This window comes from Pseudomonas sp. O230, assembly GCF_045447035.1.
Lineage (GTDB): Bacteria > Pseudomonadota > Gammaproteobacteria > Pseudomonadales > Pseudomonadaceae > Aquipseudomonas.
The window spans coordinates 301,132-326,693 of record NZ_JBJGXN010000003.1; the positions used below are offsets into that span (position 1 = coordinate 301,132).

Here is a 25,562-nt window from a genome sequence, read left to right on the forward strand (position 1 = left end):
TTGTGATTTTGTGCATCAGGGGAGACCGCTTTGCGGCCAATCGCCAGCAAGCCGGCGCCTACAGGTCATGCGAAACCCTGTGGGAGCTGGCTTGCCAGCGATGCTTTTACCGATTAATTGGTTGGGGCTCCCTGCACGATCCACGCACCGATCAGGTCACGTTCCTGCTGGGTCATCTGGGTGATGTTGCCCAGTGGCATGATCTGGCTGGTGACGGCTTGAGCCTGGATCCGCGCGGCGTTCTGGCGGATCTGCTCGGGGGTGTCGAACATCACGCCGGCCGGTGCCGCGCTGAATAGCGGGCTGGTCGGTTTGGCCGAGTGGCAGACCGAGCAACGTTCCTGGATCACGCTGTGCACCTTGTCGAAACTCGGGCCGGCGTTTGACGCCAGGACCGGTGCTTCAGCAGGTTTCGTTGCGGCAGGTTTGGCACCACCGCCGAGGGCGGTTTCCGGCAGCGGCTGGTACTCGATGGTGCCAGCGGCCTTGGCCACTTCAGGTGCACTTGGCATCTGCGCCGGGCCGGTCACGTAAGCCAGGCTGATCATGCCGACCGCTGCCACCGGCAGCGTCCAGGCAAACTTGTGGCTGTCGTGACGGGTGTTGAAGTAGTGACGCACCAACACCGCCAGCACCGCGATCCCAGCCAGGATCAGCCAGTTGTATTGGCTGCCGTAGGTGCTTGGGAAGTGGTTGCTGATCATGATGAACAGCACCGGCAAGGTGAAGTAGTTGTTGTGACGCGAACGCAACAGGCCTTTGGCCGGCAGCGCCGGATCCGGCGTGCGGTTCTCGGCAATCGCCGCGACCAGTGCGCGTTGCGCCGGCATGATGATGCGGAACACGTTGCCGACCATGATGGTGCCGATGATCGCGCCGACGTGCAGGTACGCACCACGACCGCTGAACACTTTGCTGAAACCGTAAGCGGCCGCAATGATCAGCACGAACAGGATGCCGCCGAGCAGGGCAGGGCGTTTGCCCAGGGCCGAGTCGCAGAGGAAGGAGTAGACGAACCAGCCGATGAACAGCGAGCCGATACCGATGGCCACGCCTTCAGGACCGCTCAATGTGCTGCCGGGTGCCAGCAGATACAGCGTCGGGTTGGAGTAGAACACCACGCACAGCAGCGCGATCCCCGACATCCAGGTGAAGTAGGCTTCCCATTTGAACCAGTGCAGGTTGTCCGGCATGGTCGGTGGGGCCAGTTTGTATTTTTCCAGGTGATAGATGCCGCCGCCGTGGATCGCCCACAGATCGCCCGCCAGCCCACTTTTCGGGTTGACCCGATTGAGGTTGTTTTCCAGCCAGACGAAATAGAACGACGCACCGATCCAGGCCACGCCAGTAATCATGTGAACCCAGCGCACGCTAAGGTTCAGCCACTCGAACAGATGTGCTTCCACAGTCTTTACCTCTCGCCCGTCACGCTGTTGTCGCGTGTTCGGACCTTCTCTTATTGGTGGGGGGCAAGGATCAACCGCTCATCCTCTTTGAAAAAATGTTCATCGCAGTTATTGCCTGTGCCACTGCGATCAACCACCAGGAAGTCATCCCGCTTTTCGATCGTCAGCACCGGATGGTGCCAAACGCCGCGATGGTAATTAATGCCCTGCCTGCCGTTGGTGACGAAGGCGCGGACCAAGCCTGATACAGGTTCATCGCCAAGTGGCGCGACCACGATCAGAAAGGGGTTGCCGAGCAGCGGAATGAACGCCTGGCTGCCCAGCGGGTGACGCTCCAGCATGCTGACGGTCAGCGGCATGTCCTGCGCGTCGGCGCGGAAGATGCTGATGATCGCGTTGTCCTCTGGCGTGGCGGTTTCCACCGTCGCCAGTTTATGAAAGCGCATGGTCGAACCGTTGTTGATCATGAAGTGATCGCTGCCGTCGGTTTCGATTACGTCACCGAAAGGGGCGAAGGCTTCTTTGGTCAGCGGTTCAATCGTCAGTGTGCGCATGCTGGTCTTCTTTTCTGAATTCTGTGTTGTGGGTTCTATCGTCATCGCTGGCAAGCCAGCTCCCACAGGTTTTGTGAACGCCACAGTCCACTGTGGGCGCTGGCTTGCCAGCGATGAGGTTCAGCGCTTATTTAGCGACCTTGCCCAATACGCGCAGGCGACTCACACCACCATCCGGGAACACATTCAGGCGGATGTGGGTGATCGGGCCCAGTGCCTTGATCTGCTCGGCGAAGGTGAGTTCGGCGTGCATTTCCAGTTTCTGTGCCGGCAACAGCTCGCGCCAGAACAGCGATTGGGTTTCGATCTGGCTGTCGGTGCCGCCCTTGACGAACGCGCCCTGGATCGAGCAAGTGTCCGGGTAGTTGCCCTTGAAGTGCAGGGTGTCGACGATGACTTTCTCGATTTCGCCGGCATGACCCAGCGCGACGATCACCCAGTCATTGCCTGGCGTACGACGACGTGCAGTTTCCCAGCCGTCGCCCATGTTGATGCCGCGACCCGGGTTGAGGATGTTGCTCATGCGGCCGAAGTGTTCGTCGGAGCAGGCGAGGGCGCGGCCACCGTTGAGGGCTGCGGCCAGGTCGACCTGTTCGTTGTCACCGACAGCGGACCAGTCGCGGAAGGGGATACCGTAGACGCGCAGGCGGGCCACGCCGCCATCCGGGTAGATGTTGAAGCGCAAGTGGCTGAACGCCTGCTCGTTGTTGATTTCGTGGTAGTGGTGGCTGTTGCCTTGCAGCTCGACGGCCGACAGCACTTCAGTCCACTGGGTGTTGTCATCCGGCTCGCCGGAAGCGAGGAAGCAGGCTTCCAGCGAAGCCGACGGCGGGAAGTTGCCGGTGAAGAATGAAGTATCGATGTCCACGCCTTTGATCGAGCCCGGCACGCCCAAGCGGATCACGGCGCTGTCGTAGCCTTCGAAGCGCTTGCGGCGCGACTCCCAGCCGTCCATCCACTTGCCGTTGTCATCGAACACGCCCTCCTTCCACACAGCCGGAGTCGGTTGGAACAGACGGTTGGCATCAGCGAACCAGTCATCGGTGACCGAGATGATTTTGGTGCCCAGACGGGCGTCGGCCAGGTTGACGAACTTCTCGAAAGGTACGGCGTAAGCTTTCATTCTTCTTGTCTGCCTTTAATAAGTTGGCTTGGGATGCTCGCAGGGCCCTGGGTACTCTTCGCGTTTTAAAGCACTCGGGCCAGGCTCGCTATAGGGTCAGTAAACGGAACAGGGCGATCTTGTTGATCTCTGCCAGCGCGCACTTGAACTCGGTATCCGCCGAGTTGTGAATGCGCGTTTCGAACGCCGCGAGGATCTGATGCCGGTTGCTGCCTTTTACCGCCATGATGAAGGGAAACTTGAACTTGGCTTTGTAGGCGTCGTTCAGCTCGGTGAAGCGAGAAAACTCTTCGGCCGTGCATTGGTGAATACCGGCGCCAGCCTGTTCATGGGTGCTGGCTTCGGTCAGTTGGCCCTGGACGGCGGCTTTGCCGGCCAGGTCCGGGTGAGCGTTGATCAGGGCCAGTTGACTGGCGTGATCGGCGCTCAACAGGATGTCGCTCATGCGCTGGTGCAAGGTTTCGATCTGGTCGATCGAAGCGTCCTGGCCCAGGTCGAAGGCCTTTTCGGCCACCCATGGCGAATGTTCGTAGATATCGGCGAACGCGGCGACGAACGCGTCGCGGTTCAGGGTCGAGGGTTTCAGGGTTTGAAAGGTGCTCATTGGGCAGCCCCTTGGTACGGATGGGTTTCGTGCCAGTGGCGAGCGATGTCGACGCGGCGGCTGAACCACACCTGTTCGTGACTTTTAGCGTATTCGATAAAGCGTTTGAGCGAGGCCAGACGCGCCGGACGGCCGATCAGCCGGCAGTGCAGACCGATCGAGAGCATTTTCGGCGCTTCGGCACCTTCGGCGTACAGCACATCGAAGGCGTCTTTGAGGTATTCAAAAAAGTCGTCGCCCTTGTTGAATCCCTGGACCTGGGTGAAGCGCATGTCGTTGGTGTCCAGGGTATACGGGATCACCAAGTGTGGCTTGCCGGTCGGATTGTTCGGTTCCCAGTAGGGCAGGTCGTCGTCGTAGGTGTCGCAGTCGTAGAGAAAGCCGCCTTCTTCCATCACTAATCGACGAGTGTTCGGGCCAGTGCGGCCGGTGTACCAGCCCAGCGGACGTTCACCGGTGATTTCGGTGAGGACGCGGATCGCTTCGAGCATGTGCTCGCGTTCCTGGGCTTCGTCCATGTACTGGTAGTCGATCCAGCGGTAGCCGTGGCTGCAGATCTCGTGGCCGGCATCGACCATCGCGCGGATCACGTCCGGGTGGCGTTGGGCAGCCATGGCCACGGCGAAGATGGTCAGCGGAATATCGAATTCCTTGAACAGCTTCAGAACCCGCCAGACGCCGGCGCGGCTGCCATACTCGTAAAGGGATTCCATGCTCATGTTGCGCGCGCCTTGCAGTGGCTGCGCCGAAACCATTTCCGAGAGGAAGGCTTCGGACTCTTTATCGCCGTGCAGGATATTGCGCTCGCCGCCTTCTTCGTAATTGAGCACGAAGGACAGCGCGATGCGGGCATTGCCCGGCCAGTGTGGGTGAGGAGGGTTACTGCCGTAACCGATCAGGTCGCGTGGGTAGTCAGCGCTCACTGCAGTCTTCCTTCTTATTCGTTGACAGATTGTGTGGCGTGCCTGGAGGTGGGAAGACAGGCTGGCGTCACAGCGATGGGCTGATTGTATACAACTTTATATCCACTTTGTAAGCCTGAATTTTCGCATTTTTCATCTGCTGTCATCTTCGGGTGAGACTGCAAGAAACCTGCCCACTTGGTCAGCTAATGGATGAAGGGTCCGCTGTGCGTGTGGTTCAACGTCAGATTGACTGCGAATCCTTGAATGGCGGCGCTGAGCGCAAATATGTCGTTTTTATTGTGTACAATTTTTTTGAAAAGTGTCTTAATCAGTCGCTCGCCGCAGCTTTTCGTGCTCCGAATCGGTGCGGTCTCCTTTTCAACTGACTTCGGGAGGCGCGAGGTCTGACTGCTCCACGCAGCAGGCGCGCAGAATCAATGGGACGTTTGACTACACACGTTTTGGACGCTGCACACGGTTGCCCGGGCAGCTCGATCAAGGTCGAGTTGTACCGCGTTGAAGGCTCGCAGCTGGAATTGGTCGCCAGCGCAATCACCAACAGCGACGGCCGTGTCGATGCACCACTGCTGCAAGGCGATGACTACCGCTCCGGGGTCTATCAGGTGCAGTTTCATGCAGGCGATTACTACCGCGCCCGTGGCGTTCAGCTACCGGAGCCTGCGTTCCTGGATGTGGTAGTGCTGCGGTTTGGCATCTCTGCGGAACAGGATCACTACCACGTGCCGTTGCTGATTTCGCCTTATAGCTATTCCACGTACCGCGGCAGCTGATCCCCCAAGCAGCTGCCTCCTCCGAGAAGCGACTGCGCATATAGCTTCTTTGGTCTTTCGCCCGCTCACACTGCGGGCTTTTTTTTGCTTTCAGGAAAGTGGTGCCTGTCCCGACGCCGTCGCCGGCAATCTGGCTCCTACAGGGTCTATGTCGTCCGAAGGTGAACGACACCAATCCTGTAGGAGCCGGCTTGCCGGCGATGCTTTTAACGGCTTAACAGCGACGCAGCTCCCGCACCACTGAACAACCCCGCACTCACCCGGTTAAACCAACTTTGCCCCTTGCCACTGCGCAAATACCGCGCTGCACCATGCGCGCCCAACCCATAAGCCAGCTTGCACAGCAGATCCAACACCGTCCACGTGGCGATCATCACCAGCAACTGCGGCAGGAACGGTTGCCCGGCGCTCAAGAACTGCGGCAGGAACGCGGCGAAGAACAAGATGTCTTTCGGATTGCTCGCACCCAGCACAAACGCGCGCCCGAACAGGGCGCGAAAGCGCGGCACCGGCGCAGCCTGGGGCACTTCGGCGCCGACCGATGGCTGACGCGATTGCTGCCAGCTCTGCCAGGCGAGGTAGAACAGGTACAGCGCACCGACGATTTTCAATGCACTGAACAGCTGTTCCGAGGCCAGCAGCAAAGCACCCAGGCCCAACGCGGAAGCGCTGAGCAAGCAGATTGACGCAATCACGCCCCCCAGAAACGCCGGGTAAGAACGACGCAATCCGTAATTCAGACTGTTGCTGATCATCAGCAAAGACAGGGGCCCCGGGATCAGGATCACCACCAGCGCAGCGCCGCTGAACAGCAGCCAGGTTTCCAGACTCATCACTTTCCTCCATTTGCACAAAAGCCTCACCCGACGGGGTGAGGCTGTTTTGAATCACTGCTTTTTGAATCGTATACGGCTTACAAGAAAATGAACTTGGCGATGAAAATCGCGCAAAGCACCCACAGACTGACGGAAATTTCCTTGTGCTTGCCGGTGAACGCCTTCAGCACCACATAAGTGATAAAGCCCAGCGCGATGCCATCGGCAACCGAAAAGGTCAGCGGCATCATGATCGCGGTCACGATCGCCGGAATGCTGTCGGTCGCTTCGTCCCATTCGATGTGCGCCATGCCGCCCATCATCAGCATCGCCACGTAAATCAGTGCACCGGCGGTGGCGTAAGCGGGAATCATGCCGGCCAGCGGTGCGAAAAACATGGCTGCAATAAATAACACACCTACGGTCACTGCGGTAAGACCAGTCCGACCACCAGCTGCTGCGCCAGCGGCACTTTCCACATAGCTTGTTACAGGAGGAACACCGACCACGGCCCCGAATACGCTGGACGCGCTGTCCGCTTTCATTGCGCGGGAGAGGTTTTCGATGCGACCGTCCGCGTTCACCAGGTTGGCGCGCTGGGCGACGCCCATCAACGTGCCGGCGGTGTCGAACATGTGCACGAAGAGGAAGGCCAGCACCACGCTGATCATGCTGACGTTGAACACGCCGGCGACGTTCATCGCCATCCAGGTCGGTGCCAGGCTTGGCGGCGCCGACATGATGCCCTCGTAGTGCACCAGTCCCAGGCCCCAACCCGCCAGCGTAACGGTGATGATGCTGATGAGAATCGCACCGAACACCTTGTGGTAGCTGAGCACGGCAATCATCAGGAAGCAGATGGCGGCGAGCAGCGGGCCGGGCTCGCGCAGGGAGCCGAGCTTGATCAGTGTCGCCGGGCTATCGACGACGATGCCCGCGGTTTTCAAGCCGATCAAACCGAGGAACAGACCGACGCCCGCACCCATCGCAAAGCGCAGGCTCACCGGAATGCTATTGAGCAGCCATTCGCGAATCTTGGAAAAGGTCAGGATCATGAACAACACGCCGGACACAAACACCGCACCGAGCGCGGTTTCCCAGTTGTAGCCCATGGTGCCGACCACGGTGTAGGTGAAGAAGGCGTTGAGGCCCATGCCCGGCGCGAGGCCGACCGGCCAGTTGGCGTACAGGCCCATCAACAGGCAACCCAGTGCAGCCGCGATGCACGTTGCAACGAATGCCGCGCCGTGGTCGATCCCGGCGTCGGCCATGATGTTGGGGTTGACGAAGATGATGTAAGCCATGGTGATGAAGGTTGTCAGACCGGCAATCAGCTCGGTCTTCACCGTGGTGCCATGCAAGGTAAGTTTGAAGATGCGTTCCAGCCAGCCATTGCGTAACGGCGGCGAGAGATCCAGCGTCGGGGCTTCGGATTTGCGGCTTTCCACAGCGAGTACTCCTCAAGAGTTTTATTGTTATTTCCAGGGCCGGACCCATGAGGGTGGCAGCGGCCCTTTGAGGCATTCGCGAATTTGTTGACCGCTTGGTCAGGAACTCGCACGCAGTGGATTATGCTTTTGTATACAAATAATGCAAATAATGTTTTTGATTTTGTGGACGAAAAGTTTGGTGATAGGGATATATCGCCTCAAAGGACGCCATCGCGGGCAAGCCCGCTCCCACAGGGAATGCGCTAACTGTGGGAGCGGGCTTGCCCGCGATGGCGTCAGTTCAGCCGATACACCTACAGCAGATATTGCTTAATCGGCCGCCACCTGGCTTTTTCCCAACGCCAGATTCACCGCCAACCACCCATTCACCGCAACCTCCCCAGCCTCGGCAAACACCCGCTCCAGCAATTTCACCTGTTCACGCCGCAATGATTGTTCAAACCGCGCACCGTCCACGGTCAGTTCCAGCAGCCGTTTACGCTTGTCAGTCTCGGACGCAACGCTGTCCACCAGATGCATTTCCACCAACTGACGCAGCGGAATGTTCAGTGCCTGCTTGCTCACGCCGAGCAATGCCAGCAACTCCTTGACGCTCAGGTTCGGGTAACGGGCGATAAAAAACACGATGCGTTGATGCACCCGGCTCAAGCCGCGACGCTCGAGCATTTCGTCGGCCTTGGCGGTAAACGCCTGGTAGCCGAAGAAAAACGCTTCCATGGCCTGCTGTTGGGAGGCGGGATTTTTAAGGTCAAGCATGTTGACGTATCCGTTCGGGTTGTCGTAATTTCGGTCAACCAGTTTGACTCATTTTCCTCAGGCCTCGCTACCGGTGACCCCCATGGCTTTTTCCGAACGTGTCTCGCGCCTTAAAAGTTCTCTGATCCGTGAAATCCTTGCTGCGGCCCAACGGCCGGAAGTGATGTCGTTCGCCGGCGGCCTGCCGGCCGAAGCCATGTTGCCAAAAGTCGAATGGGCCGACATGCCGCTGTCCGTTGGGCAATACGGCATGAGCGAAGGCGAGCCAGCGCTGCGTGAAGCGTTGGCGGCGCAGGCGCGAGCATTGGGCGTGCCGTGTGAGGCGAGCCAGGTGCTGGTGGTCAGCGGTTCCCAGCAAACCCTCGATCTGGCAGCGAAGCTCTACATCGACAAAGGCACCGAAATCCTCCTCGAAGCGCCGACGTACCTGGCGGCGTTGCAGATCTTTCAACTGTTCGGTGCCAATTGCATCACCGTGCCGCTGGAGGCTGATGGCCCGGATCTGCATGAGCTACGCACGCGTCTGGAAAAACACAAACTTGCGTTCATCTACCTCATCCCGACATTCCAGAACCCATCGGCGGTGCGCTACAGCGAGGCCAAGCGCAATGCGGTCGCCGCGTTGCTGGATGAGTTCGGTGTCACCCTGATCGAAGACGAACCCTACCGTGAACTGACGTTCGACGGCGGCAGCGCGACGCCGATTGTCAGTCGCTTGAAAAAGACCAGTTGGATCTACACCGGCACCGTGTCGAAGACCCTGTTGCCGGGTTTGCGAGTCGGTTACCTGATTGCCAGTCCGGACCTGTTTCCGCACTTGCTGAAGCTCAAGCAATCCGCCGACTTGCACACCAATCGCGTCGGTCAGTGGCAAGCGCTGCAATGGCTCGGCACCGAGAAATTCCAGCAGCACCTGAGTGAGTTGCGGGATTTTTACCGGGTGCGGCGGGATGCGTTTCAGTCGGCGCTGGAAACCCATTTCTCTGATCTGGCCGATTGGAACGTGCCACAGGGCGGGCTGTTTTTCTGGCTGACATTGAAGCAACCGCTGGATACGCGCACGTTGCTCAAGGCTGCGCTGGCGGCGGATGTGGCGTTCATGCCGGGTGAGCCGTTTTTTCCGGAACCGGACAAACATCATGGGCATTTGCGGCTGAACTTCAGCCACATCGATCCGGCGCGGTTGGATGAAGGGCTCAAGCGGTTGGCGGTGGTGGTGCGTCAGGCGCAGGCGGCGGAAGCGGCCTGATCGCAGAAACGAAAAAACCGGCTCAAGGGCCGGTTTTTTTTGTCTGAGATTTGTGGCGTTTTGGCGGGCCCCATCGCGACCAAAACCTCACGCCGCCGCGAATCGCTTATCCAGATAATCAATGATCACCTTGGATTCATACATCCACGTGGTCTGGCCATTCTCTTCAATCCGCAGGCACGGCACCTTGATCTTGCCGCCTTGCTCCAGCAGCACCTGACGATCCTGCTCATTGTTCTTTGCATCACGCAACGCCACCGGCACATTCAGGCGGCGCAGGGTGCGGCGGGTTTTCACGCAGAACGGGCAGGCGTGGAACTGATACAGGGTCAGGCTTTTGGCGGCCGTTTCGATCTGGGCCTGAGCAGCAGCGGGGCGCTGCTTTTTGCCGGGACGGGTGATGAAGTCGATGAAGATGATCAGTTGGCCGAGGCCGACACGAAGCGCTTTTACGAACACGGAATAAGTCTCACAGGGCGAACGGAAGGCGCGCAGCTTACCTGATTTTCACAGGCGAAAAAAAACCGGCGATGAATGCCGGTTTTCTTCGTGTTGCGAATTACTTGATCAGGCTGAGAAACTCGCTGCGGGTCGCTGCGTTTTCGCGGAACTCACCCAGCATCACCGAGGTGATCATCGACGAATTCTGTTTCTCCACACCGCGCATCATCATGCACATGTGCTTGGCCTCGATCACCACCGCAACGCCCAGGGCGCCGGTGACTTGCTGGACCGCATCGGCGATCTGGCGGCTGAGGTTTTCCTGGATCTGCAGGCGGCGGGCGTACATATCGACGATTCGCGCGACTTTCGACAGGCCCAATACTTTGCCGCTCGGAATGTAGGCGACGTGAGCCTTGCCGATAAACGGCAGCAGGTGGTGTTCGCACAACGAGTAGAGCTCGATGTCTTTCACCAACACCATTTCGCTGTTGTCGGAGCTGAACAAGGCACCGTTGGTGACTTCTTCGAGTGTCTGTTCGTATCCGCGGCAAAGGTACTGCATGGCTTTGGCCGCACGCTTTGGCGTGTCGAGCAGGCCCTCGCGGGACACGTCCTCGCCCAATTGGCCGAGAATCGCGGTGTAATTCTGTTCCAGTGTCACAGGGGCTGATTCCATAAGGGTTTCAGAGGGGTACTGTTTATTTCCGTACCAATTGTGTGCCAATCAAGCTCTTTTCAAGCGTCCCGAACTCACACCTGTCGGTGCCGGAATTTATCCTTCGGGCGTAGGTCGATAGCAATGTCTGAACGCCATGACCGAGCTGAGTGGCAATAAACGCGGGGTTCATGCCCGACATGGGGCACATGGTAGCGTATGTGTGCCGGCAGTTGTATTGCCGGTGGGCGCGAATCCCCAAATCGGTCAGTACGACCTGAAAGTGCTTGCCGGCAATCCTCGATAGCACCTATCGCGCAATCCTCAGAACATCAGCCTGTATTGAGGAGGAGAGCCCCGGACGAGAGGCATTAACAATTCATTTGTTGCAGCCGATAGCCTGTCATTCAATCGAATTGTCTCAATGACCAGCGGGAATCTATGCAGAACAATTTCCCCTCAAGTCCCCGCTCCCCAATTGATCGCTCAAGCGTGGCACTGGCACGCGCCTCTCTGTTCAAGTTTGTGGGTCTCCTGGCAGGTGTTTTTTTACTTGCCGGCTATTCACTTGTTTATCTTGCGCATGATTTAGACCGGACAGAGGAGGTTGAAAGTGCTTTTTACGCGAAGAAGGCCATCGAGTCGCTGGAGAAGTCACTTCGATCAACCGTCAAGGACTACGCGTTTTGGGGGGACACTTACAAACATCTGCATGTTGAGGTAGACCCCGACTGGGCCTATGTAAGGCAAAACATGGGAACAACGCTTTATACGGACTTCGGGATTGCGGGTGTGTTTGTCGTCAACGACGTCAATCGTACGGTTTACGCTGTGATCAACGGTGAGCTGAAATCCGTTGAAGTTACAGAATGGCTCGAACAGTCCATTACCGCGACTCTTGATAAAGCCCGCGCAGGATCGGAAACAGAAGCGCCAACAACAACCTTCGTCGATTTTGGAGGCGTCCCAGCATTGGTCGCGGCAGCCGCAATCACTCCGGGAACCGACCCGACCGTAGTGGCTGATGACAGAGCGCCGTCGGTATTGATTTTTGTTGACGTTCTTGATAATGCCAAACTCGAAATGATTGGCAAGGACTACGGGGTAGCGGGTTTGCACGTCGCCACTTCCGACGATGGGGGCGAAACCTCTATCTTTCCATTGGGCGAGAACGGCAATGCCGGCCGTTTGCATTGGAGTCCGTCCAGGCCCGGTCTGCGGTTATTGGGGCTCGGGTTGCCATTGATCGGCGTTGCTGCGCTACTGGTTTGCCTGATGACCTGGGTCATCTTGCGTCGCACCACTGCTGGCGCGCAGCTACTTGACTGCAGCTACGCGTCGCTGCAAAGCAGTCAGGCCGCCCTGGCCACCAGTGAAGCGCGCTTTCGCGATGTCGTTGAAGCCAGCTCGGACTGGGTATGGGAAATAGACGCTGACTGGCGCTTTATCTATTTGTCCGAACGTTTTGAGGGTGTTACAGGGCTCTTTAGGGACACTTGGATTGGTGCACGGATGGATGATTTGCTGCACACCGAATTAGGCACGTTATCTCAGTGGCTGAGCATTCCAAATCGCCGCCCGGACATCAGCGTCCAGTGCCGCTACATCGATACGAAGGGTCAGGAGCGAATCACCCGCCTTTCTGCGCGAGGAATGACCGGGGGCGGGTTTCGAGGCACTGCAACCGATGTCACCGACGAAGTCGAAGCTCGTCGCAAAATTGAATTTCTCTCACAGCATGATGCTCTCACGGGGCTGCCGAACAGAAGTCGACTCCAAGAGTTTCTCGACGGAAAGCTCAAGGCTTTACCTACCGTAGAACAACCTCTGGTCATGCTCAGCCTGGACCTTGATCGCTTTAAACCGGTGAATGATCTGTTGGGGCATGCGGCAGGTGACCTGGTACTCAATGAAGTGTCCAGCCGCCTGGCTGACTGCGTTCGCCATGGGGATCTTGTTGCCCGAATCGGCGGTGATGAGTTTGTACTGATCCTCACCGATCTGAGCTCCCAAGAGGAAGTCGAGGTGCTGTGCCGACGTCTGATCGATTCCGTTGAGCGGCCTATTGAGATCGATGAGCAGGAGGTGTTCGTCAGCGCCAGTATTGGTATCGCAATGGCGCCCAATGATGCTTGCGAAGCTACCGAGCTGCTTCGCTATGCGGATATTGCCTTGTACGAGGCCAAGGCAGGGGGGCGTAACACCTGGCGTTTTTATGCGGGCGACATGAACGCCAAAATAATTGAGCGCCGTCGCTTGGAAAGCGACCTGCGTTTCGCGATCAAACACGGAGAGCTGCGGCTGCATTTCCAACCGCGCTATCGCATCGCTGACGGTCATATGGTGGGGGCCGAAGCATTGGTGCGGTGGCAACATCCTGAGCGTGGATTGATACCGCCCGACACGTTTATCTCCATCGCTGAAGAAAGCGGGCTGATTCTTTCGTTGAGCAACTGGGTGCTAGAGACCGCGTGCAGGTACGCCGCTCGGTGGCCGGAAAGTCTGTTCGTTTCAGTGAACCTTTCACCTACCGAATTCAAGCAAGGAAATTTGGCAGCGCGCGTTCAGAAAACACTTCACGACTGTGGAATCGATCCGGCTCGAGTAGAGCTGGAGGTAACAGAGGGTGTCATGCTCGAAGATGCTGCAGGCGCACTTGAGGTCATGCACACGCTGAAACGCCTCGGCGTGCGCATATCCATGGACGACTTCGGTACGGGATACTCTTCGCTGAGCTACCTGCGTACATTCCCTTTCGATGGCCTGAAAATTGACCGCAGTTTTTTGAACCGGCTGGCTGATAGCGAAGATGACAAGTCCATCATCCAGGCTATCGTTGGCTTGGGCCACGCCCTTGCACTCACCGTCACGGCAGAAGGCATTGAATCGGCCGAACACCTCAAAATGCTGAAAGCGGTGTCGTGCGATGAAGGTCAGGGTTATTTCCTGAGCCTGCCGCTTGATACTGAAGCGTTCAATGCTTTGGTGGGGCTTAAAGCAGCAACGGCCACTAAAAGCGACGCCTGAGGCTACTTGCTGACAGTCGGGGCGACAAGCTTGATTCGCCAGCTTTACTCGTCGCGACCCTCCATCATGTTGCGTTTGAGCATCACATAAACTGCTCCGGCGCCGCCATGTTTCGCTTGGCACGAAGTGAAGCCAAGTACCTGTGAATGCTGGCGCAGCCAAGTGTTGACGTGGCTTTTGATCATCGGGCGTTTGCCGTCCAGCCGTACGGCTTTGCCGTGGGTGACGCGCACGCAGCGAATTTCGAACTTGGTCGCTTCCGCCAGGAACGCCCAGAGGGTTTCCCGGGCCTTTTCCACGTTCATGCCGTGCAGGTCGAGGCTGCCTTCGAAGGGAATCTGGCCAATCTTGAGCTTGCGCATCTGGCTTTCCTGCACGCCGTCGCGCGCCCACATCAACTCGTCTTCCGGGCCGACGTCGATCACGAACTGATCGGACAGGCCATCAACGGTGGTGGCATCGGTGCGCACGGTGGCGGCCTGACGCAGTTTGGCGATTTGCGCCCGGTCAGCCTTGGGTTTGCCGGTTTCGGCGCGGTCGTGCTTGATCGGCTTGACGCCTTGGATCGCGCTTTTGAACAGGGAAAAATCGTCGTCTTGCATATCAGCCTCCGCGAAGGGCGGCCAGTTTACCCAAGTCGAGACACGATCGATAACAATTGGGGCCCGGCAAGTTGTCAGGCCGTCAATTCAGTCGTGTTTTTTCATCAGGTGCGGGGACATGTTCAGCTCTCGCGATTGTCGTGCGCGGCGCCGGCAACGCCGCCACAGCCACACGCCCAGATAGAGCAGGAACAGGCCGACCGCCAGAATGATTGCCGAGCCCAGCGGGCTGGCATTCAGTTCGCCGAGCGCCGGAGGGCGGCCCAGCAGACTGGCGGCGCCGGCCATCGCCAGCAACACACCGCACGTTGCCAGCAGGGCAGCAAAGGCTGCGCCGAATCGAAAACGCCAGTTGCTTTGGCCTTTGGGCCGCAAGCGGCGTGCGTCAAAACCATCGGATAACTTCATTCCGACCTTCCTCAATGGGTATCGGCCCTTCGACCGGGAGTTGACCGGGATGTTCCTGAGGCTATGACATTTACAGCTAAGGAGAGTCTTTTGCGGATGAGCGGCGGCATGAACCGCTCATCAAGCATCGATCAGATCAGATCGTGGGTCAGGGCGAGGGTGGCGAAGTTGTCCGCCATGATCGCCATTTCGGTTTGCTGAACGTGGTCGGCGCTCAACACACCGCCCTTGTAGGGCAGATCGCGTGTGGCACAAGCGTCTTCAACGAGGGTGCACCGAAAGCCCAGGTTTTTCGCGGCGCGCACGGTGGTGCTGACGCTGGAATGGCTCATGAAACCGCAGACGATCAGGTCCAAAGAACCGAGATTCTGCAGGCGTTCCAGCAATTCGGTGCCGTGAAATGCACTCGGCAGCAACTTGCCGATGATGGTTTCGTCGCTCTGTGGTTCAAGACCCGGGATAAATTCACCGCGCTCGCCTTGCGGGTCGAACAGCCCCCCGACGGTGCCGAGGTGGCGCACATGCACGATGGGCCGGCCGGCTGCGCGCGCAGCGCTCACCAGTTGCTTGATGTTCGCGACGGCAGCCTCCATGCCGACCAGGGCCAGGGGACCGCTGAGGTATTCCTTCTGGGCATCGATGATGACAAGGGTCGCATGGCTCAGATTGGCGGCGGCATAACCGCGGCCGCTGAGTTGAAACATCGTTTTTGGAACGGACATTCTGGGGCTCCTTGGAGTGGGGCTTTTGCGACATTGTCCTCTGGCTGAGCGCTTCTGTGAATCGCTACCATCGTAAGCGCCGTCGTTACTGGCTCGTAGCCTTGTCAAGATCTTCGTTTTGTTCAATAGCCAACGATAAAAATGGATCTGTCCTACATCCGAGCCGGTGTTTTTCCTGCGTCGTCGTGGCGCGTTTTGGCTGTTAGAATCGCCAGTCGTTTTTTCTGGAGTTTACCCCGTGATCACTTCCCGACTTCGTACCCTGCGTGACCATATCCGTTGGGCCGTCAGCCGCTTCCATGGGGAGGATCTGTTTTTCGGCCATGGGACCGACAACGCCTGGGACGAAGCCCGTCAATTGGTGTTGGGTGCCTTGCACTTGCCGTGGGAAATTGCTGACAGCTACCTCGACTGCAATCTGGAAGACGATGAGCTGGTCAAGCTACAGCGTTTGCTCAAGCGGCGCATCGAAGAACGCATTCCGACCGCTTACCTGTTGGGCGAGGCGTGGTTCTGCGGCATGTCGTTCATTGTCGATGAGCGTGTATTGATCCCGCGTTCACCGATCGGCGAGTTGATCGAAAAGCGTTTCGAACCCTGGCTGGGCGCCGAGCCAGCGCGGATTCTCGACCTGTGCACCGGTTCCGGTTGCATCGGCATCGCCTGCGCCTATGAGTTCCAGAACGCCGAAGTGGTGCTGGCGGATCTGTCGTTCGAAGCGCTGGAAGTGGCCAATCAGAACATCGAGCGCCATGGCGTCGATGAGCGGGTTTACACGGTTCAGGGCGATGGTTTCGATGGCTTGCCGGGTCAGCGTTTCGACCTGATCGTGTCGAACCCGCCTTACGTCGATGCGGAAGATTTCGCCGACATGCCGCAGGAATATCAGCATGAACCCGAGCTGGGCCTGGCCTGTGGTGATGATGGCTTGAACCTGGTACGACGGATGCTCGCCGAAGCGGCGGATCATTTGACCGAGAAGGGTTTGCTGATTGTCGAAGTGGGCAACAGCCAGGTTCACGTTGACGCGTTGTACCCGGAAGTCGACTTCGCCTGGCTCGATTTCGAGCGCGGCGGGCATGGGGTATTCATGTTGACGGCGCAGCAGTGCCGCGAGCATCAGGCGCTGTTCGCTTCCCGCGTCTGACTTTAGAAAGCCTTCGCGGGCAAGCCACGCTCCCACAGGTTTTATGTGTGCCGCATCATTGAGATACGGCGCAAAACCTGTGGGAGCGGGCTTGCCCGCGATGGTCGCGCCGCGGTCTCAAATCTTTACCGGTGCGTCGCAATCCAGATCAACAACCCCGCCTGAAACACTGCAAACGCCACCAGGCACGTGATGGTAAAACGCAGCCCCGCGTCTTCACGCTTGTACTTGCTGACCTTTTCTTCGTGCTTCTTCAGTTTCACTTCCTGCTCGGCGAGGTTCTGCTCGGCCTGTTGCAGCATCTGCGCGGCTTCGAGAATTTCCACCTGTTGCAGCTTCTCGGTGTTCCACTCAGCCAACAAATCGCCGACTTGCACCTCTTTGACGCTGCCCTTCAAATGCTGTGCATCGGCATACACCACTTCAAAACCATGCGCCTTCAGAAAGCGATCGCGGCGCAGGCGCGTGTCTTCGTTCAGCGCGTCCTTGTTGTTCAGGTCGGTGCCGTCAACGGTGTAGCCGGGCCAGCGTTTTTTCGCCCAGGTAATGCCCTGGGCTGCCATGTAGCGGCCGATGCCACGGTTCATCGGTTCGATTTGCAACCCGCTGTCAGGCCCGAAACGCACTCGTTTGGTGGCGTGATCGACCCACACATCAAGGTGATTCTGTTCCTTGCGCACGCGCTGGCCAGGCAAGGAGAGGGTCATGCGCAGCAGGCTGTGTTGCTTGTCGTTGCGCTCGGCGTAACCGAATTCGACAAAACGCAGCGGCCGTCCGCCAGTGTTGCGGTCGGTCTGCAACGGCGCCAGGCGGAGCATCTTGTGGTGCTCGACGTGGACGTCCGCCCACGGCAGCTCGACCACTGGCGGTGCGTCTTTTTCAGCGGTGGTGTCGGGTGAAGTCGGGGTATCAGTCATAACGGCGAGATCCTGTCCAAGCTCAGCTTGCCGCCAGTCATCACGCTGGCGACAAAGGCTTATCGGCCGTTTTTTTCAGGACTGGAGGGCAAAAGAGCTCAACTGGAGCGAAGTCCGTCAATAAAACCGAGGATTCGCGTACCCAGCTCGGCCGCCAGCGGCAATTGCGGATCTTTATAAGAGGCCAATTGCCGTTTGACGTCGTTGGGCACGATGCGCATGACGTGGTTCATGCCGTCGATCAGCGCCAGTTCGGCGTCGGGTTTGGCGGCGTGCAGCAACCTGGCGTCGCCGACACCGACCTGAATGTCGTTGCTGCCCTGAATGATCAGCGCCGGCATTTTCAATTTGGCGAACGCGGCGGCCGGGTCCTGGCGGAACAGCGAAATCAGGTACGGCTGCACGCTCGGGCGGAAAATCACCTGAAGTTGCGGCGGCACGTTGTCATCGGTTTTCCCGGCCTTGAGGCTGTCGAGTAGCTCATTGCTGCGCAACATCAACGGCGGTGGCAGGCGATTGCTCAGTTGCTGGCGCAGGACCTGATCGATTGGTCGGGCGCTGCCGGACATGGAGATCACCGCGGCAGCATCGATGCTCGGCGCCGCGAGGCTGGCGATCAACGCGCCTTCGCTGTGGCCCAGCAGAATCAGTTGCCCGAAACGCGGATCGCTTTTGAGCTTGCGGCCCCACGCTTCGGCGTCGGCCACATAGGCTTCCACCGACAGATTGCGTTCGTCCGGGGTCGCCGCGAGGCTCGCGGCCACGCCGCGTTTGTCGTAACGCACGCTCGCGATGTTGTGTTTGGCCAGCACCCAGGCGAGGCGCTTAAGGCTGTCGTTGCGCCCACCGTCGGGGTTATTGCCGTCACGGTCCGTAGGACCGGAGCCGGAAATGATCAGGACAACCGGCACGGGCTTGTCGGATTTTGGTAGCAACAACGAGCCGAAAAGCTCCCCGGTGCCGGTATCCAGGGTGATCGGCCGTTGCAAGACGGTGGCCTGTACAAAGCCGGTAAACAAGGTAAGGCTCAAGGCTAAAACTCGCAGCATCATCACGCCATCATGAACAAGATGCCGGTTGGACTCGCGGGCACCCATAAGGTTCGAGGATGAACTAGTTGGGTAGCCTGCGTATACTGGCGCGCATCACGTATTCAGGTTCATTTCACGGAGCGTCCTGCATGTCCGGCAATACCTACGGCAAGCTGTTCACTGTCACCACCGCGGGCGAAAGCCATGGTCCGGCGTTGGTCGCCATTGTCGACGGCTGCCCGCCGGGGCTGGAGATTTCCCTGGAAGATTTGCAGCGCGACCTCGATCGCCGCAAACCCGGCACCAGCCGCCACACCACCCAGCGCCAGGAAGCCGACGAAGTCGAAATCCTCTCCGGCATTTTCGAAGGCCGCACCACCGGTTGCTCTATCGGCCTGTTGATCCGCAACACCGACCAGAAGTCCAAGGACTACTCGGCAATCAAGGATCTGTTCCGCCCGGCCCACGCCGACTACACCTATCACCACAAATACGGCGAACGCGATTACCGCGGCGGCGGTCGCAGCTCGGCGCGTGAAACTGCCATGCGCGTGGCGGCGGGCGCGATTGCCAAGAAATACCTGGCGACCCAGGGCATCGTCATTCGCGGTTACATGAGCCAGCTCGGCCCCATCGAAATCCCGTTCAAGACCTGGGATTCGGTGGAGGACAACGCGTTCTTCTGCCCTGATCCGGACAAGGTGCCAGAACTGGAAGCCTATATGGACCAGTTGCGCCGCGACCAGGATTCGGTCGGTGCGAAGATCACCGTGGTCGCTGAAGGCGTGATGCCTGGGCTCGGTGAACCGATTTTCGACCGTCTCGACGCCGAGCTGGCCCATGCGCTGATGAGCATCAACGCGGTCAAAGGCGTGGAAATCGGCGCCGGTTTTGCCAGCGTCGCCCAGCGCGGCACCGAGCACCGCGATGAAATGACTCCGCAAGGATTCCTCAGCAACAACGCTGGCGGCATTCTCGGCGGCATTTCGTCGGGTCAGCCGATCGTTGCGCACCTGGCGTTGAAGCCGACGTCGAGCATCACCACGCCGGGCCGCTCCATCGACATCCATGGCAACCCGGTGGATGTCATCACCAAAGGCCGTCACGACCCGTGCGTCGGCATCCGCGCCACGCCGATTGCCGAAGCGATGATGGCCATTGTGCTGATGGATCACCTGCTGCGTCATCGCGGGCAGAACGCCGATGTGCGGGTGAGCACGCCGGTGCTGGGTCAGCTTTAATGGCTGACCTGACAGCCGCTGCGGTCTGACGGCCGTGGCGGCGCTTCCGTACTGGAGGCTCTCCAGTTTCTATCTGTTCTATTTCGCCTTGCTCGGTTCGACAGCGCCGTTCCTGGCGCTGTACTTCGATCACCTGGGGTTTTCCGCCGCGCGCATCGGCGAGCTGGTGGCGATCCCGATGCTGATGCGGTGCGTCGCGCCGAACATCTGGGGCTGGCTTGGCGACTACACCGGCCGACGGCTGGCCATCGTACGCTTCGGCGCGGTGTGCACGTTGCTGACGTTTTCGCTGATTTTCCTCAGCAAGACCTACGCCTGGCTGGCGATGGTCATGGCGTTGCATGCGTTTTTCTGGCACGCGGTGTTGCCACAATTTGAAGTCATCACCCTGGCGCATCTGAAGGGGCAGACGTCCCGTTACAGCCAGATCCGCTTGTGGGGCTCCATCGGTTTCATCATCACCGTGGTCGCGCTCGGCCGCTTGTTCGAATGGCTCAGCCTCGACATTTACCCGGTGGCGCTGGTGTTGATCATGGCCGGCATCGTGGTCAGCAGCCTGTGGGTGCCGAACGCGCAACCGGTTCAGAGTGAAAGGCTGGCGGCAGACGGGTTTCTCAAGCAGTTGCGCAGTCCCGGCGTGTTGGCGTTTTACGTGTGCGTGGCGCTGATGCAGATGAGCCACGGCCCGTATTACACCTTTCTGACCTTGCACCTTGAGCGAATGGGTTATAGCCGTGGCTTGATCGGCCTGCTCTGGGCGGTCGGCGTGGTGGCCGAAGTGTTGATGTTTTTGGCCATGAGCAAGATCCTTGCGCGCTTCTCCGTGCGCAGGGTGCTGCTGGCGAGTTTTCTGCTGGCGGCGCTGCGTTGGTTGCTGTTGGGTTCGTTCGCTGAATTTTTGTCGGTGCTGTTGTTTGCCCAGGTGTTGCACGCGGCGACATTCGGCAGCTTTCACGCGGCTGCCATCCAGTTCGTGCAACGTAGCTTCGGTGCGCGCCAGCAAGGGCAGGGCCAGGCGTTGTACGCCGCACTGGCCGGCACCGGCGGCGCGCTGGGCGCGTTGTATTCCGGCTACAGCTGGAATGCCCTCGGGGCGTCGTTCACCTTTAGTATTGCCAGTCTGGCAGCCTTCGCGGCTGCCGTTATCATTGCCACACGTATGCAAGAGGACCGGCCATGAGCCTGACCCGTGAACACCTCGCCCAGGAAATCATCGATGCCGGGCGTTTTCTGTATGGCCGCGGCTGGTCGCCGGCCACCAGCAGCAACTATTCAACCCGACTGTCGCCGAGCGAAGCCTTGCTGACGGTGTCCGGCAAGCACAAAGGCCAGTTGGGCCTTGATGATGTGCTGGCCACTGATCTGTCGGGCAACAGCCTGGAAGCGGGCAAGAAACCTTCCGCCGAAACCCTGCTGCACACCCAGCTCTACAGCTGGCGGGCGGAGATCGGCGCGGTGTTGCACACCCATTCGGTGAATGCCACGGTGCTGTCGCGCCTGACGCCTGAAGATTTCATCGAGTTCGAAGACTACGAACTGCAAAAGGCTTTCAGCGGCGTCTCGACCCACGAATCCCGGGTGCGCGTGCCGATTTTCGACAACGATCAGGACATTGCGCGTCTCGCCGCCAAGGTGCAGCCTTGGCTGGACGCCCATCCCGATTGCGTCGGCTATCTGATTCGCGGTCACGGCCTCTACACCTGGGGCGCCCGCATGAGTGATGCGTTGCGGCAGATCGAGGCCTTTGAATTTTTGTTCGAGTGCGAGTTGAAGACGCGTTCGATCCTAAACCGTTAAGGAGTTGCCCTGATGAGCAGCCTGTCCGTCTACCACGTCTCAAGCCCTGACATTCCGAACAAGGTGCTGACTCATTTCGAAGACATCGCCTCGACCTTGGCCGAGCAGGGTGTGCGCTTCGACCGCTGGCAAGCGGCGACGAAAATCCAGCCCGGCGCCAGTCAGGAAGAAGTGATCAGCGCGTACCAGGAGCAAATAGACAAGCTGATGACCGAACGCGGTTACATCACCGTCGACGTGATCAGCCTGAACAGCGATCATCCGCAAAAAGCCGAGTTGCGCGCCAAGTTCCTCGACGAGCACCGTCATGGCGAAGACGAAGTACGATTTTTCGTCGCCGGTCGTGGCTTGTTTACCCTGCATATCGACGATTACGTCTACGCCGTGCTCTGCGAGAAAAACGACCTGATCTCGGTACCGGCCGGCACGCCACACTGGTTCGACATGGGTGAGCATCCGCACTTCGTCGCGATCCGGCTGTTCAACAACCCGCAAGGCTGGGTGGCCAATTTCACCGGCGAAGACATCGCCAGCCGCTTCCCGCGTCTTGAGGACTGAATCGATGCAGATCAAAGCGATTCTCACCGACATCGAAGGCACCACCAGCGCGGTGAGTTTTGTGTTCGACGTGCTGTTTCCCTACGCCGCCAAACACCTGCCGGACTTCGTTCGCCAGCACGCCGCGCGCGCCGATGTGGCGGAGCAACTGGACGCCGTGCGCCGGGACAACGAGGAGCCGGACGCCGACGTCGAGCGCGTTATCGAGATCCTCTTGGGCTGGATCGCCGAAGACCGCAAAGCCACGCCGCTCAAAGCGTTGCAAGGCATGGTCTGGGAGCAGGGCTATCAGGCCGGGCAACTGAAAGGTCACGTGTACCCGGACGCCGTTGAAGCGCTCAAGCGCTGGCATCAGCAAGGTTTCAACCTGTTTGTTTATTCCTCGGGTTCGATTCAGGCGCAGAAGCTGATCTTCGGCTGCTCCGAGGCGGGGGATTTGTCGCCGTTGTTCAGCGGCTATTTCGACACCACGTCGGGGCCCAAGCGTGAGGCGCAGTCGTACCGACGCATCACCCAGGCCATCGGCCTTGAAGCGGCGCAGATTCTGTTCCTGTCCGATATCGTCGAGGAGCTTGACGCAGCGCGCACGGCGGGTATGGCGACGTGTGGGCTGGCACGAGAGGGCGGGGAGTTGGCAGGGCATGTGACTGTGGATAGCTTCGCCCGGATCGATCCTTCCTCCCTTTAATACACACAACCTGTAGAAGCCGGCTTGCCGGCGATGGCGATTTTGCGGGCGCCATCGCCGGCAAGCCGGCTTCTACAGGGATTTGTGCTGCGTCAGAAACAAACAGGCCGTGAAGCGAGAGCTTTCACGGCCTGTTTGTTTGCAGCGTTAAAACGGGTTATGCCGAATGATAGGTCGGCAACGCAAAGCGCTGTTGGCTTTGCAGCATGGAGATCTGCGGCAATTCGCTGGCCTGTTCGGCGAGGTCGCGGCGGATCGCACTGATCACCCACGATAGCTGATCACCGGCATGCAATTGCTGGTAGGACACCGAGCGCTTGAACACCCGGCCTTCAGTGCTGCGCAAGGTCAACAGAATGCCACCGTCTGGACGTGGCTGGGTGGTGACTTCGAAGTTGGAGAACAGGGACGAAAATTTTTCTTGGATCAGGTTCATGTCTATCAGCTCCGTTAGCTCTTGAATGGCAAGCATGCAGAGGTAGTTGCAGTGATTGTGCCAGCACCTGTTTTTTTAAAAGTTGTTATAAATCAACAAGTTAATTTTTTGCTGGTTTTTTGCTTTCGTGCAATCTGCATGAATGGCCATCGTGCATCCTGCATTTTGCGAGGTTGATGGCGATTCGATGGAACCATTCACCTTCTCGGAGTTCGTGTTTCAGCGCGGATACAAAACATTTCAAAAACCGCGTGTACAGCTCAAGAACCGTTGACGTATTTTCGGGATCAATCACCGTCGCCCGACAATAAAAAGATCGAACGGGAGCACCCATGAGCCACACGACGAACGACACGATTACCTGGGGCATGATGCTCCGCAAGTTGCCGTCCATTGTCAAAGCCATCCCGCGGGTGGTGAAAGGCATGAAAGCCGCCAACGTCAAGGACCCGACCCAACCGTGTGGCCTGGGCTGGAGCTTCGAACAAGCAACCTTGCGCAACCCCGCAGGGCCAGCGTTGCTGCAGGGCGCGGTGGTGCTCACGTACTCCGAAGTCAATCAGTGGGCCAATCGCATCGCCCATCACCTGATCGCCCAAGGCATCGGCAAGGGCGACGTGGTCGCGGTGTTCATCGAGAACCGCCCGGAACTGTTGGTGACCATACTGGCGGTGGCCAAGGTCGGTGCAATCAGCGCCTTGCTCAACACCTCTCAAACCCGCGATACCCTGGCCCACAGCCTGAACCTGGTGGCGCCGGCAGCAATTATTGTCGGTGAAGAGTTGGTGCCGGCGTTTGCGGCGGTGCGCGAACGGGTCTCGATCGCCACCGCGCGCACCTGGTTCGTCGCCGACCAGGACACCTACCGCCAACCGGGCGTTGCCCCGGACGGTTTCATCAACCTGATGACCGCGATTGCCGACAGCCCCAGCGACAACCCGGTCAGCAGTCAGCAGGTTTTTCTCGACGATCCGTGTTTCTACATCTACACCTCGGGCACCACCGGGCTGCCCAAGGCCGGGGTGTTCAAGCACGGCCGCTGGATGCGCAGCGCGGCGAGCTTCGGCTTGATCGCGCTGGACATGCGCCCCGAGGACATTGTCTATTGCACCTTGCCGCTGTATCACGCCACGGGGCTGTGCGTGTGCTGGGGCTCGGCCATCAGCGGTGCCTCGGGGTTTGCCATCCGCCGCAAATTCAGCGCCAGTCAGTTCTGGAGCGATGTGCGCAATTACCGCGCGACCACCCTCGGTTACGTCGGTGAATTGTGCCGCTACCTCGTGGACCAACCGTCCAGCGCCGACGACCGCCAGCACGGCGTGACGAAGATGATCGGCAACGGCCTGCGCCCCGGTGCGTGGAGCGAATTCAAGACGCGCTTTGGCGTAAACCACATCTGCGAGTTGTACGCCGCCAGCGACGGCAATATCGGTTTCACCAACATCCTCAACTTCGACAACACCGTCGGTTTTTCCCTGATGTCCTGGGAGCTGGCGGCCTACGATCACGACAGCGGTGCGCCGACGCGTGACGCCAATGGCTTCATACGCAAGGTAGCCAAGGGCGAGCAGGGGTTGTTGCTGGCGAAGATTGACGACAAGGCGCCGCTGGATGGCTACACCGATCCGCAGAAGACTGAAAAAGTCGTACTGCACGACGTGTTCGAGAAGGGCGACCGTTACTTCAACACCGGTGACTTGCTGCGCAACATCGGTTTTGGTCATGCGCAATTCGTCGATCGCCTGGGCGACACCTACCGTTGGAAGGGCGAAAACGTCTCGACCACCGAAGTCGAGAACATCCTGCTGCAACACCCGAATATTTCCGAAGCCGTGGCTTATGGCGTGGAGGTCCGCAATACCAACGGGCGCGCCGGGATGGCAGCGATCACACCGGCCGAGTCGCTGGCGACCCTGGATTTCAGCGAGCTGCTGGCCTTCGCCCGCGAGCAAATGCCGGCGTATGCGGTGCCGCTGTTCCTGCGGGTGAAAGTGAAGATGGAAACCACCGGCACCTTCAAATACCAGAAGACCCGGCTCAAGGATGAAGCCTTCGACCCTGGCAAAACCGGCGATGATCCGATCTACGCATGGCTGCCAGGGACCGAGACTTACGTGCAGGTCACTGAGCAGTTGCTGACGGAAATCCACGCTGGCAAGTACCGTTATTGAATGTGGCTATGGCGTGCCTTGAGAAAAAACAAGTGACAGTGTCGAGGCCGCTCGGGAAACTGTC

Annotated in this window: 26 protein-coding genes; 10 read left to right on the forward strand and 16 right to left on the reverse strand. The window is 58.9% G+C overall.

From position 1 onward, the window contains the following. Positions 1-113: 113 nt before the first annotated feature. The 5 genes from ACI77H_RS07790 to puuE form a co-directional block, all read right to left on the reverse strand. Positions 114-1,406 (reverse strand): urate hydroxylase PuuD, encoded by a 1,293-nt coding sequence (locus ACI77H_RS07790; RefSeq protein WP_407011321.1) that lies wholly within the window; start codon positions 1,404-1,406, stop codon positions 114-116. Positions 1,407-1,456: 50 nt separating this feature from the next. Next, positions 1,457-1,960 (reverse strand): ureidoglycolate lyase, encoded by a 504-nt coding sequence (locus ACI77H_RS07795; protein ID WP_007960046.1) that lies wholly within the window; start codon positions 1,958-1,960, stop codon positions 1,457-1,459. Between the two features lie 127 nt (positions 1,961-2,087). After that, positions 2,088-3,083: an allantoicase gene (gene alc / locus ACI77H_RS07800; protein ID WP_407011323.1), complete on the reverse strand. Its 996-nt coding sequence runs from the start codon at positions 3,081-3,083 to the stop codon at positions 2,088-2,090. An 88-nt stretch (positions 3,084-3,171) separates the two neighbouring features. Continuing rightward, positions 3,172-3,687, reverse strand: coding sequence for a 2-oxo-4-hydroxy-4-carboxy-5-ureidoimidazoline decarboxylase (uraD, locus tag ACI77H_RS07805; protein ID WP_407011324.1), 516 nt, complete (start codon positions 3,685-3,687; stop codon positions 3,172-3,174). Further along, positions 3,684-4,610 carry an allantoinase PuuE gene (puuE, locus tag ACI77H_RS07810; protein ID WP_407011326.1) on the reverse strand — a complete coding sequence of 309 codons (927 nt, stop codon included), beginning with the start codon at positions 4,608-4,610 and terminating at the stop codon, positions 3,684-3,686. The genes uraD and puuE overlap by 4 nt, the downstream gene beginning before the upstream one ends. Positions 4,611-5,029: 419 nt before the next feature. Here puuE and uraH point away from each other — a divergent pair, with 419 nt between their 5' ends. Continuing rightward, positions 5,030-5,383, forward strand: a complete 354-nt coding sequence (gene uraH, locus ACI77H_RS07815; protein WP_010456673.1) for a hydroxyisourate hydrolase — start codon at positions 5,030-5,032, stop codon at positions 5,381-5,383. Positions 5,384-5,589: 206 nt separating this feature from the next. Here uraH and ACI77H_RS07820 read toward each other — a convergent pair whose 3' ends face one another. The 3 genes from ACI77H_RS07820 to ACI77H_RS07830 all read right to left on the reverse strand — a co-directional run bounded on the left by ACI77H_RS07820 (position 5,590) and on the right by ACI77H_RS07830 (position 8,405). Continuing rightward, the gene (locus tag ACI77H_RS07820; protein ID WP_008031463.1) at positions 5,590-6,216 is read right to left on the reverse strand and encodes a LysE family translocator; all 627 of its coding nucleotides are present in this window, start codon (positions 6,214-6,216) and stop codon (positions 5,590-5,592) included. A gap of 80 nt (positions 6,217-6,296) precedes the next feature. Then, positions 6,297-7,646: an NCS2 family permease gene (locus tag ACI77H_RS07825; RefSeq protein WP_407011327.1), complete on the reverse strand. Its 1,350-nt coding sequence runs from the start codon at positions 7,644-7,646 to the stop codon at positions 6,297-6,299. A gap of 312 nt (positions 7,647-7,958) precedes the next feature. Beyond that, positions 7,959-8,405: a MarR family winged helix-turn-helix transcriptional regulator gene (locus tag ACI77H_RS07830; RefSeq protein WP_407011328.1), complete on the reverse strand. Its 447-nt coding sequence runs from the start codon at positions 8,403-8,405 to the stop codon at positions 7,959-7,961. Positions 8,406-8,487: 82 nt separating this feature from the next. Here ACI77H_RS07830 and ACI77H_RS07835 point away from each other — a divergent pair, with 82 nt between their 5' ends. Then, positions 8,488-9,654, forward strand: coding sequence for a PLP-dependent aminotransferase family protein (locus tag ACI77H_RS07835; protein WP_407011330.1), 1,167 nt, complete (start codon positions 8,488-8,490; stop codon positions 9,652-9,654). 87 nt (positions 9,655-9,741) lie between these two features. Here ACI77H_RS07835 and ACI77H_RS07840 read toward each other — a convergent pair whose 3' ends face one another. After that, positions 9,742-10,113: a glutathione S-transferase N-terminal domain-containing protein gene (locus ACI77H_RS07840; RefSeq protein WP_150631091.1), complete on the reverse strand. Its 372-nt coding sequence runs from the start codon at positions 10,111-10,113 to the stop codon at positions 9,742-9,744. 100 nt (positions 10,114-10,213) lie between these two features. After that, positions 10,214-10,759, reverse strand: a complete 546-nt coding sequence (gene folE, locus ACI77H_RS07845) for a GTP cyclohydrolase I FolE (protein WP_010456659.1) — start codon at positions 10,757-10,759, stop codon at positions 10,214-10,216. Between the two features lie 435 nt (positions 10,760-11,194). Between folE and ACI77H_RS07850 the strand changes: the two genes are divergently transcribed. Beyond that, complete coding sequence (locus ACI77H_RS07850) at positions 11,195-13,780, forward strand: EAL domain-containing protein (protein ID WP_407011332.1); 2,586 nt, start codon at positions 11,195-11,197, stop codon at positions 13,778-13,780. Between the two features lie 44 nt (positions 13,781-13,824). On the opposite strand, the gene ACI77H_RS07855 is transcribed toward ACI77H_RS07850, so the two are convergent. From ACI77H_RS07855 to ACI77H_RS07865, 3 genes are all read right to left on the reverse strand, one after another. Continuing rightward, positions 13,825-14,382, reverse strand: coding sequence for a Smr/MutS family protein (locus ACI77H_RS07855; protein WP_407011333.1), 558 nt, complete (start codon positions 14,380-14,382; stop codon positions 13,825-13,827). 87 nt (positions 14,383-14,469) lie between these two features. Next, positions 14,470-14,790: a hypothetical protein gene (locus ACI77H_RS07860; protein ID WP_017339763.1), complete on the reverse strand. Its 321-nt coding sequence runs from the start codon at positions 14,788-14,790 to the stop codon at positions 14,470-14,472. 131 nt (positions 14,791-14,921) lie between these two features. Then, complete coding sequence (locus tag ACI77H_RS07865) at positions 14,922-15,512, reverse strand: cysteine hydrolase family protein (RefSeq protein ID WP_150631093.1); 591 nt, start codon at positions 15,510-15,512, stop codon at positions 14,922-14,924. Positions 15,513-15,750: 238 nt separating this feature from the next. On the opposite strand from ACI77H_RS07865, the gene prmB reads away from it, so the two are divergent. Then, the gene (gene prmB / locus ACI77H_RS07870) at positions 15,751-16,659 is read left to right on the forward strand and encodes a 50S ribosomal protein L3 N(5)-glutamine methyltransferase (protein ID WP_407011334.1); all 909 of its coding nucleotides are present in this window, start codon (positions 15,751-15,753) and stop codon (positions 16,657-16,659) included. 125 nt (positions 16,660-16,784) lie between these two features. On the opposite strand, the gene ACI77H_RS07875 is transcribed toward prmB, so the two are convergent. Together ACI77H_RS07875 and ACI77H_RS07880 are read right to left on the reverse strand one after the other, a co-directional pair. Beyond that, complete coding sequence (locus ACI77H_RS07875; RefSeq protein ID WP_407011335.1) at positions 16,785-17,576, reverse strand: hypothetical protein; 792 nt, start codon at positions 17,574-17,576, stop codon at positions 16,785-16,787. Positions 17,577-17,674: 98 nt separating this feature from the next. Next, positions 17,675-18,673: an alpha/beta hydrolase gene (locus ACI77H_RS07880; RefSeq protein WP_407011336.1), complete on the reverse strand. Its 999-nt coding sequence runs from the start codon at positions 18,671-18,673 to the stop codon at positions 17,675-17,677. A gap of 83 nt (positions 18,674-18,756) precedes the next feature. Between ACI77H_RS07880 and aroC the strand changes: the two genes are divergently transcribed. The 5 genes from aroC to mtnC are packed head-to-tail and all read left to right on the forward strand — an operon-like array spanning position 18,757 to position 22,891. Next, on the forward strand, positions 18,757-19,848 hold the full coding sequence (gene aroC / locus ACI77H_RS07885) for a chorismate synthase (protein ID WP_407011337.1): 1,092 nt from the start codon (positions 18,757-18,759) through the stop codon (positions 19,846-19,848). A 34-nt stretch (positions 19,849-19,882) separates the two neighbouring features. Further along, positions 19,883-21,028 carry an MFS transporter gene (locus ACI77H_RS07890; protein ID WP_407011339.1) on the forward strand — a complete coding sequence of 382 codons (1,146 nt, stop codon included), beginning with the start codon at positions 19,883-19,885 and terminating at the stop codon, positions 21,026-21,028. Further along, complete coding sequence (locus tag ACI77H_RS07895; RefSeq protein ID WP_407011341.1) at positions 21,025-21,645, forward strand: methylthioribulose 1-phosphate dehydratase; 621 nt, start codon at positions 21,025-21,027, stop codon at positions 21,643-21,645. Before ACI77H_RS07890 ends, ACI77H_RS07895 begins: the two co-directional genes overlap by 4 nt. Positions 21,646-21,657: 12 nt before the next feature. Continuing rightward, positions 21,658-22,203, forward strand: a complete 546-nt coding sequence (locus ACI77H_RS07900; protein ID WP_407011342.1) for a 1,2-dihydroxy-3-keto-5-methylthiopentene dioxygenase — start codon at positions 21,658-21,660, stop codon at positions 22,201-22,203. A gap of 4 nt (positions 22,204-22,207) precedes the next feature. After that, on the forward strand, positions 22,208-22,891 hold the full coding sequence (gene mtnC, locus ACI77H_RS07905) for an acireductone synthase (protein ID WP_407011344.1): 684 nt from the start codon (positions 22,208-22,210) through the stop codon (positions 22,889-22,891). A 157-nt stretch (positions 22,892-23,048) separates the two neighbouring features. Here the strand turns inward: mtnC and ACI77H_RS07910 are convergent, their stop codons facing one another. Continuing rightward, a complete protein-coding gene (locus ACI77H_RS07910; RefSeq protein ID WP_407011345.1) occupies positions 23,049-23,327 on the reverse strand; it encodes a DUF3509 domain-containing protein in 279 nt (92 codons plus the stop codon). 332 nt (positions 23,328-23,659) lie between these two features. On the opposite strand from ACI77H_RS07910, the gene ACI77H_RS07915 reads away from it, so the two are divergent. After that, positions 23,660-25,498 carry a long-chain-acyl-CoA synthetase gene (locus tag ACI77H_RS07915; RefSeq protein WP_407011346.1) on the forward strand — a complete coding sequence of 613 codons (1,839 nt, stop codon included), beginning with the start codon at positions 23,660-23,662 and terminating at the stop codon, positions 25,496-25,498. Positions 25,499-25,562 lie beyond the last annotated feature (64 nt).

What these genes read in the sequence shown, in the direction of transcription:
- ACI77H_RS07875 (WP_407011335.1), bottom strand. Translation starts at nt 17,576, where the DNA reads ATGACTGATACCCCGACTTCACCCGACACCACCGCTGAAAAAGACGCA.
- ACI77H_RS07820 (WP_008031463.1), bottom strand. Translation starts at nt 6,216, where the DNA reads ATGAGTCTGGAAACCTGGCTGCTGTTCAGCGGCGCTGCGCTGGTGGTG.
- ACI77H_RS07835 (WP_407011330.1), top strand. Translation starts at nt 8,488, where the DNA reads ATGGCTTTTTCCGAACGTGTCTCGCGCCTTAAAAGTTCTCTGATCCGT.
- ACI77H_RS07860 (WP_017339763.1), bottom strand. Translation starts at nt 14,790, where the DNA reads ATGAAGTTATCCGATGGTTTTGACGCACGCCGCTTGCGGCCCAAAGGC.
- uraD (WP_407011324.1), bottom strand. Translation starts at nt 3,687, where the DNA reads ATGAGCACCTTTCAAACCCTGAAACCCTCGACCCTGAACCGCGACGCG.
- ACI77H_RS07855 (WP_407011333.1), bottom strand. Translation starts at nt 14,382, where the DNA reads ATGCAAGACGACGATTTTTCCCTGTTCAAAAGCGCGATCCAAGGCGTC.
- aroC (WP_407011337.1), top strand. Translation starts at nt 18,757, where the DNA reads ATGTCCGGCAATACCTACGGCAAGCTGTTCACTGTCACCACCGCGGGC.
- alc (WP_407011323.1), bottom strand. Translation starts at nt 3,083, where the DNA reads ATGAAAGCTTACGCCGTACCTTTCGAGAAGTTCGTCAACCTGGCCGAC.
- ACI77H_RS07880 (WP_407011336.1), bottom strand. Translation starts at nt 18,673, where the DNA reads ATGGGTGCCCGCGAGTCCAACCGGCATCTTGTTCATGATGGCGTGATG.
- uraH (WP_010456673.1), top strand. Translation starts at nt 5,030, where the DNA reads ATGGGACGTTTGACTACACACGTTTTGGACGCTGCACACGGTTGCCCG.
- ACI77H_RS07910 (WP_407011345.1), bottom strand. Translation starts at nt 23,327, where the DNA reads ATGAACCTGATCCAAGAAAAATTTTCGTCCCTGTTCTCCAACTTCGAA.
- ACI77H_RS07850 (WP_407011332.1), top strand. Translation starts at nt 11,195, where the DNA reads ATGCAGAACAATTTCCCCTCAAGTCCCCGCTCCCCAATTGATCGCTCA.
- ACI77H_RS07895 (WP_407011341.1), top strand. Translation starts at nt 21,025, where the DNA reads ATGAGCCTGACCCGTGAACACCTCGCCCAGGAAATCATCGATGCCGGG.
- ACI77H_RS07915 (WP_407011346.1), top strand. Translation starts at nt 23,660, where the DNA reads ATGAGCCACACGACGAACGACACGATTACCTGGGGCATGATGCTCCGC.
- ACI77H_RS07795 (WP_007960046.1), bottom strand. Translation starts at nt 1,960, where the DNA reads ATGCGCACACTGACGATTGAACCGCTGACCAAAGAAGCCTTCGCCCCT.
- mtnC (WP_407011344.1), top strand. Translation starts at nt 22,208, where the DNA reads ATGCAGATCAAAGCGATTCTCACCGACATCGAAGGCACCACCAGCGCG.
- ACI77H_RS07900 (WP_407011342.1), top strand. Translation starts at nt 21,658, where the DNA reads ATGAGCAGCCTGTCCGTCTACCACGTCTCAAGCCCTGACATTCCGAAC.
- ACI77H_RS07865 (WP_150631093.1), bottom strand. Translation starts at nt 15,512, where the DNA reads ATGTCCGTTCCAAAAACGATGTTTCAACTCAGCGGCCGCGGTTATGCC.
- ACI77H_RS07830 (WP_407011328.1), bottom strand. Translation starts at nt 8,405, where the DNA reads ATGCTTGACCTTAAAAATCCCGCCTCCCAACAGCAGGCCATGGAAGCG.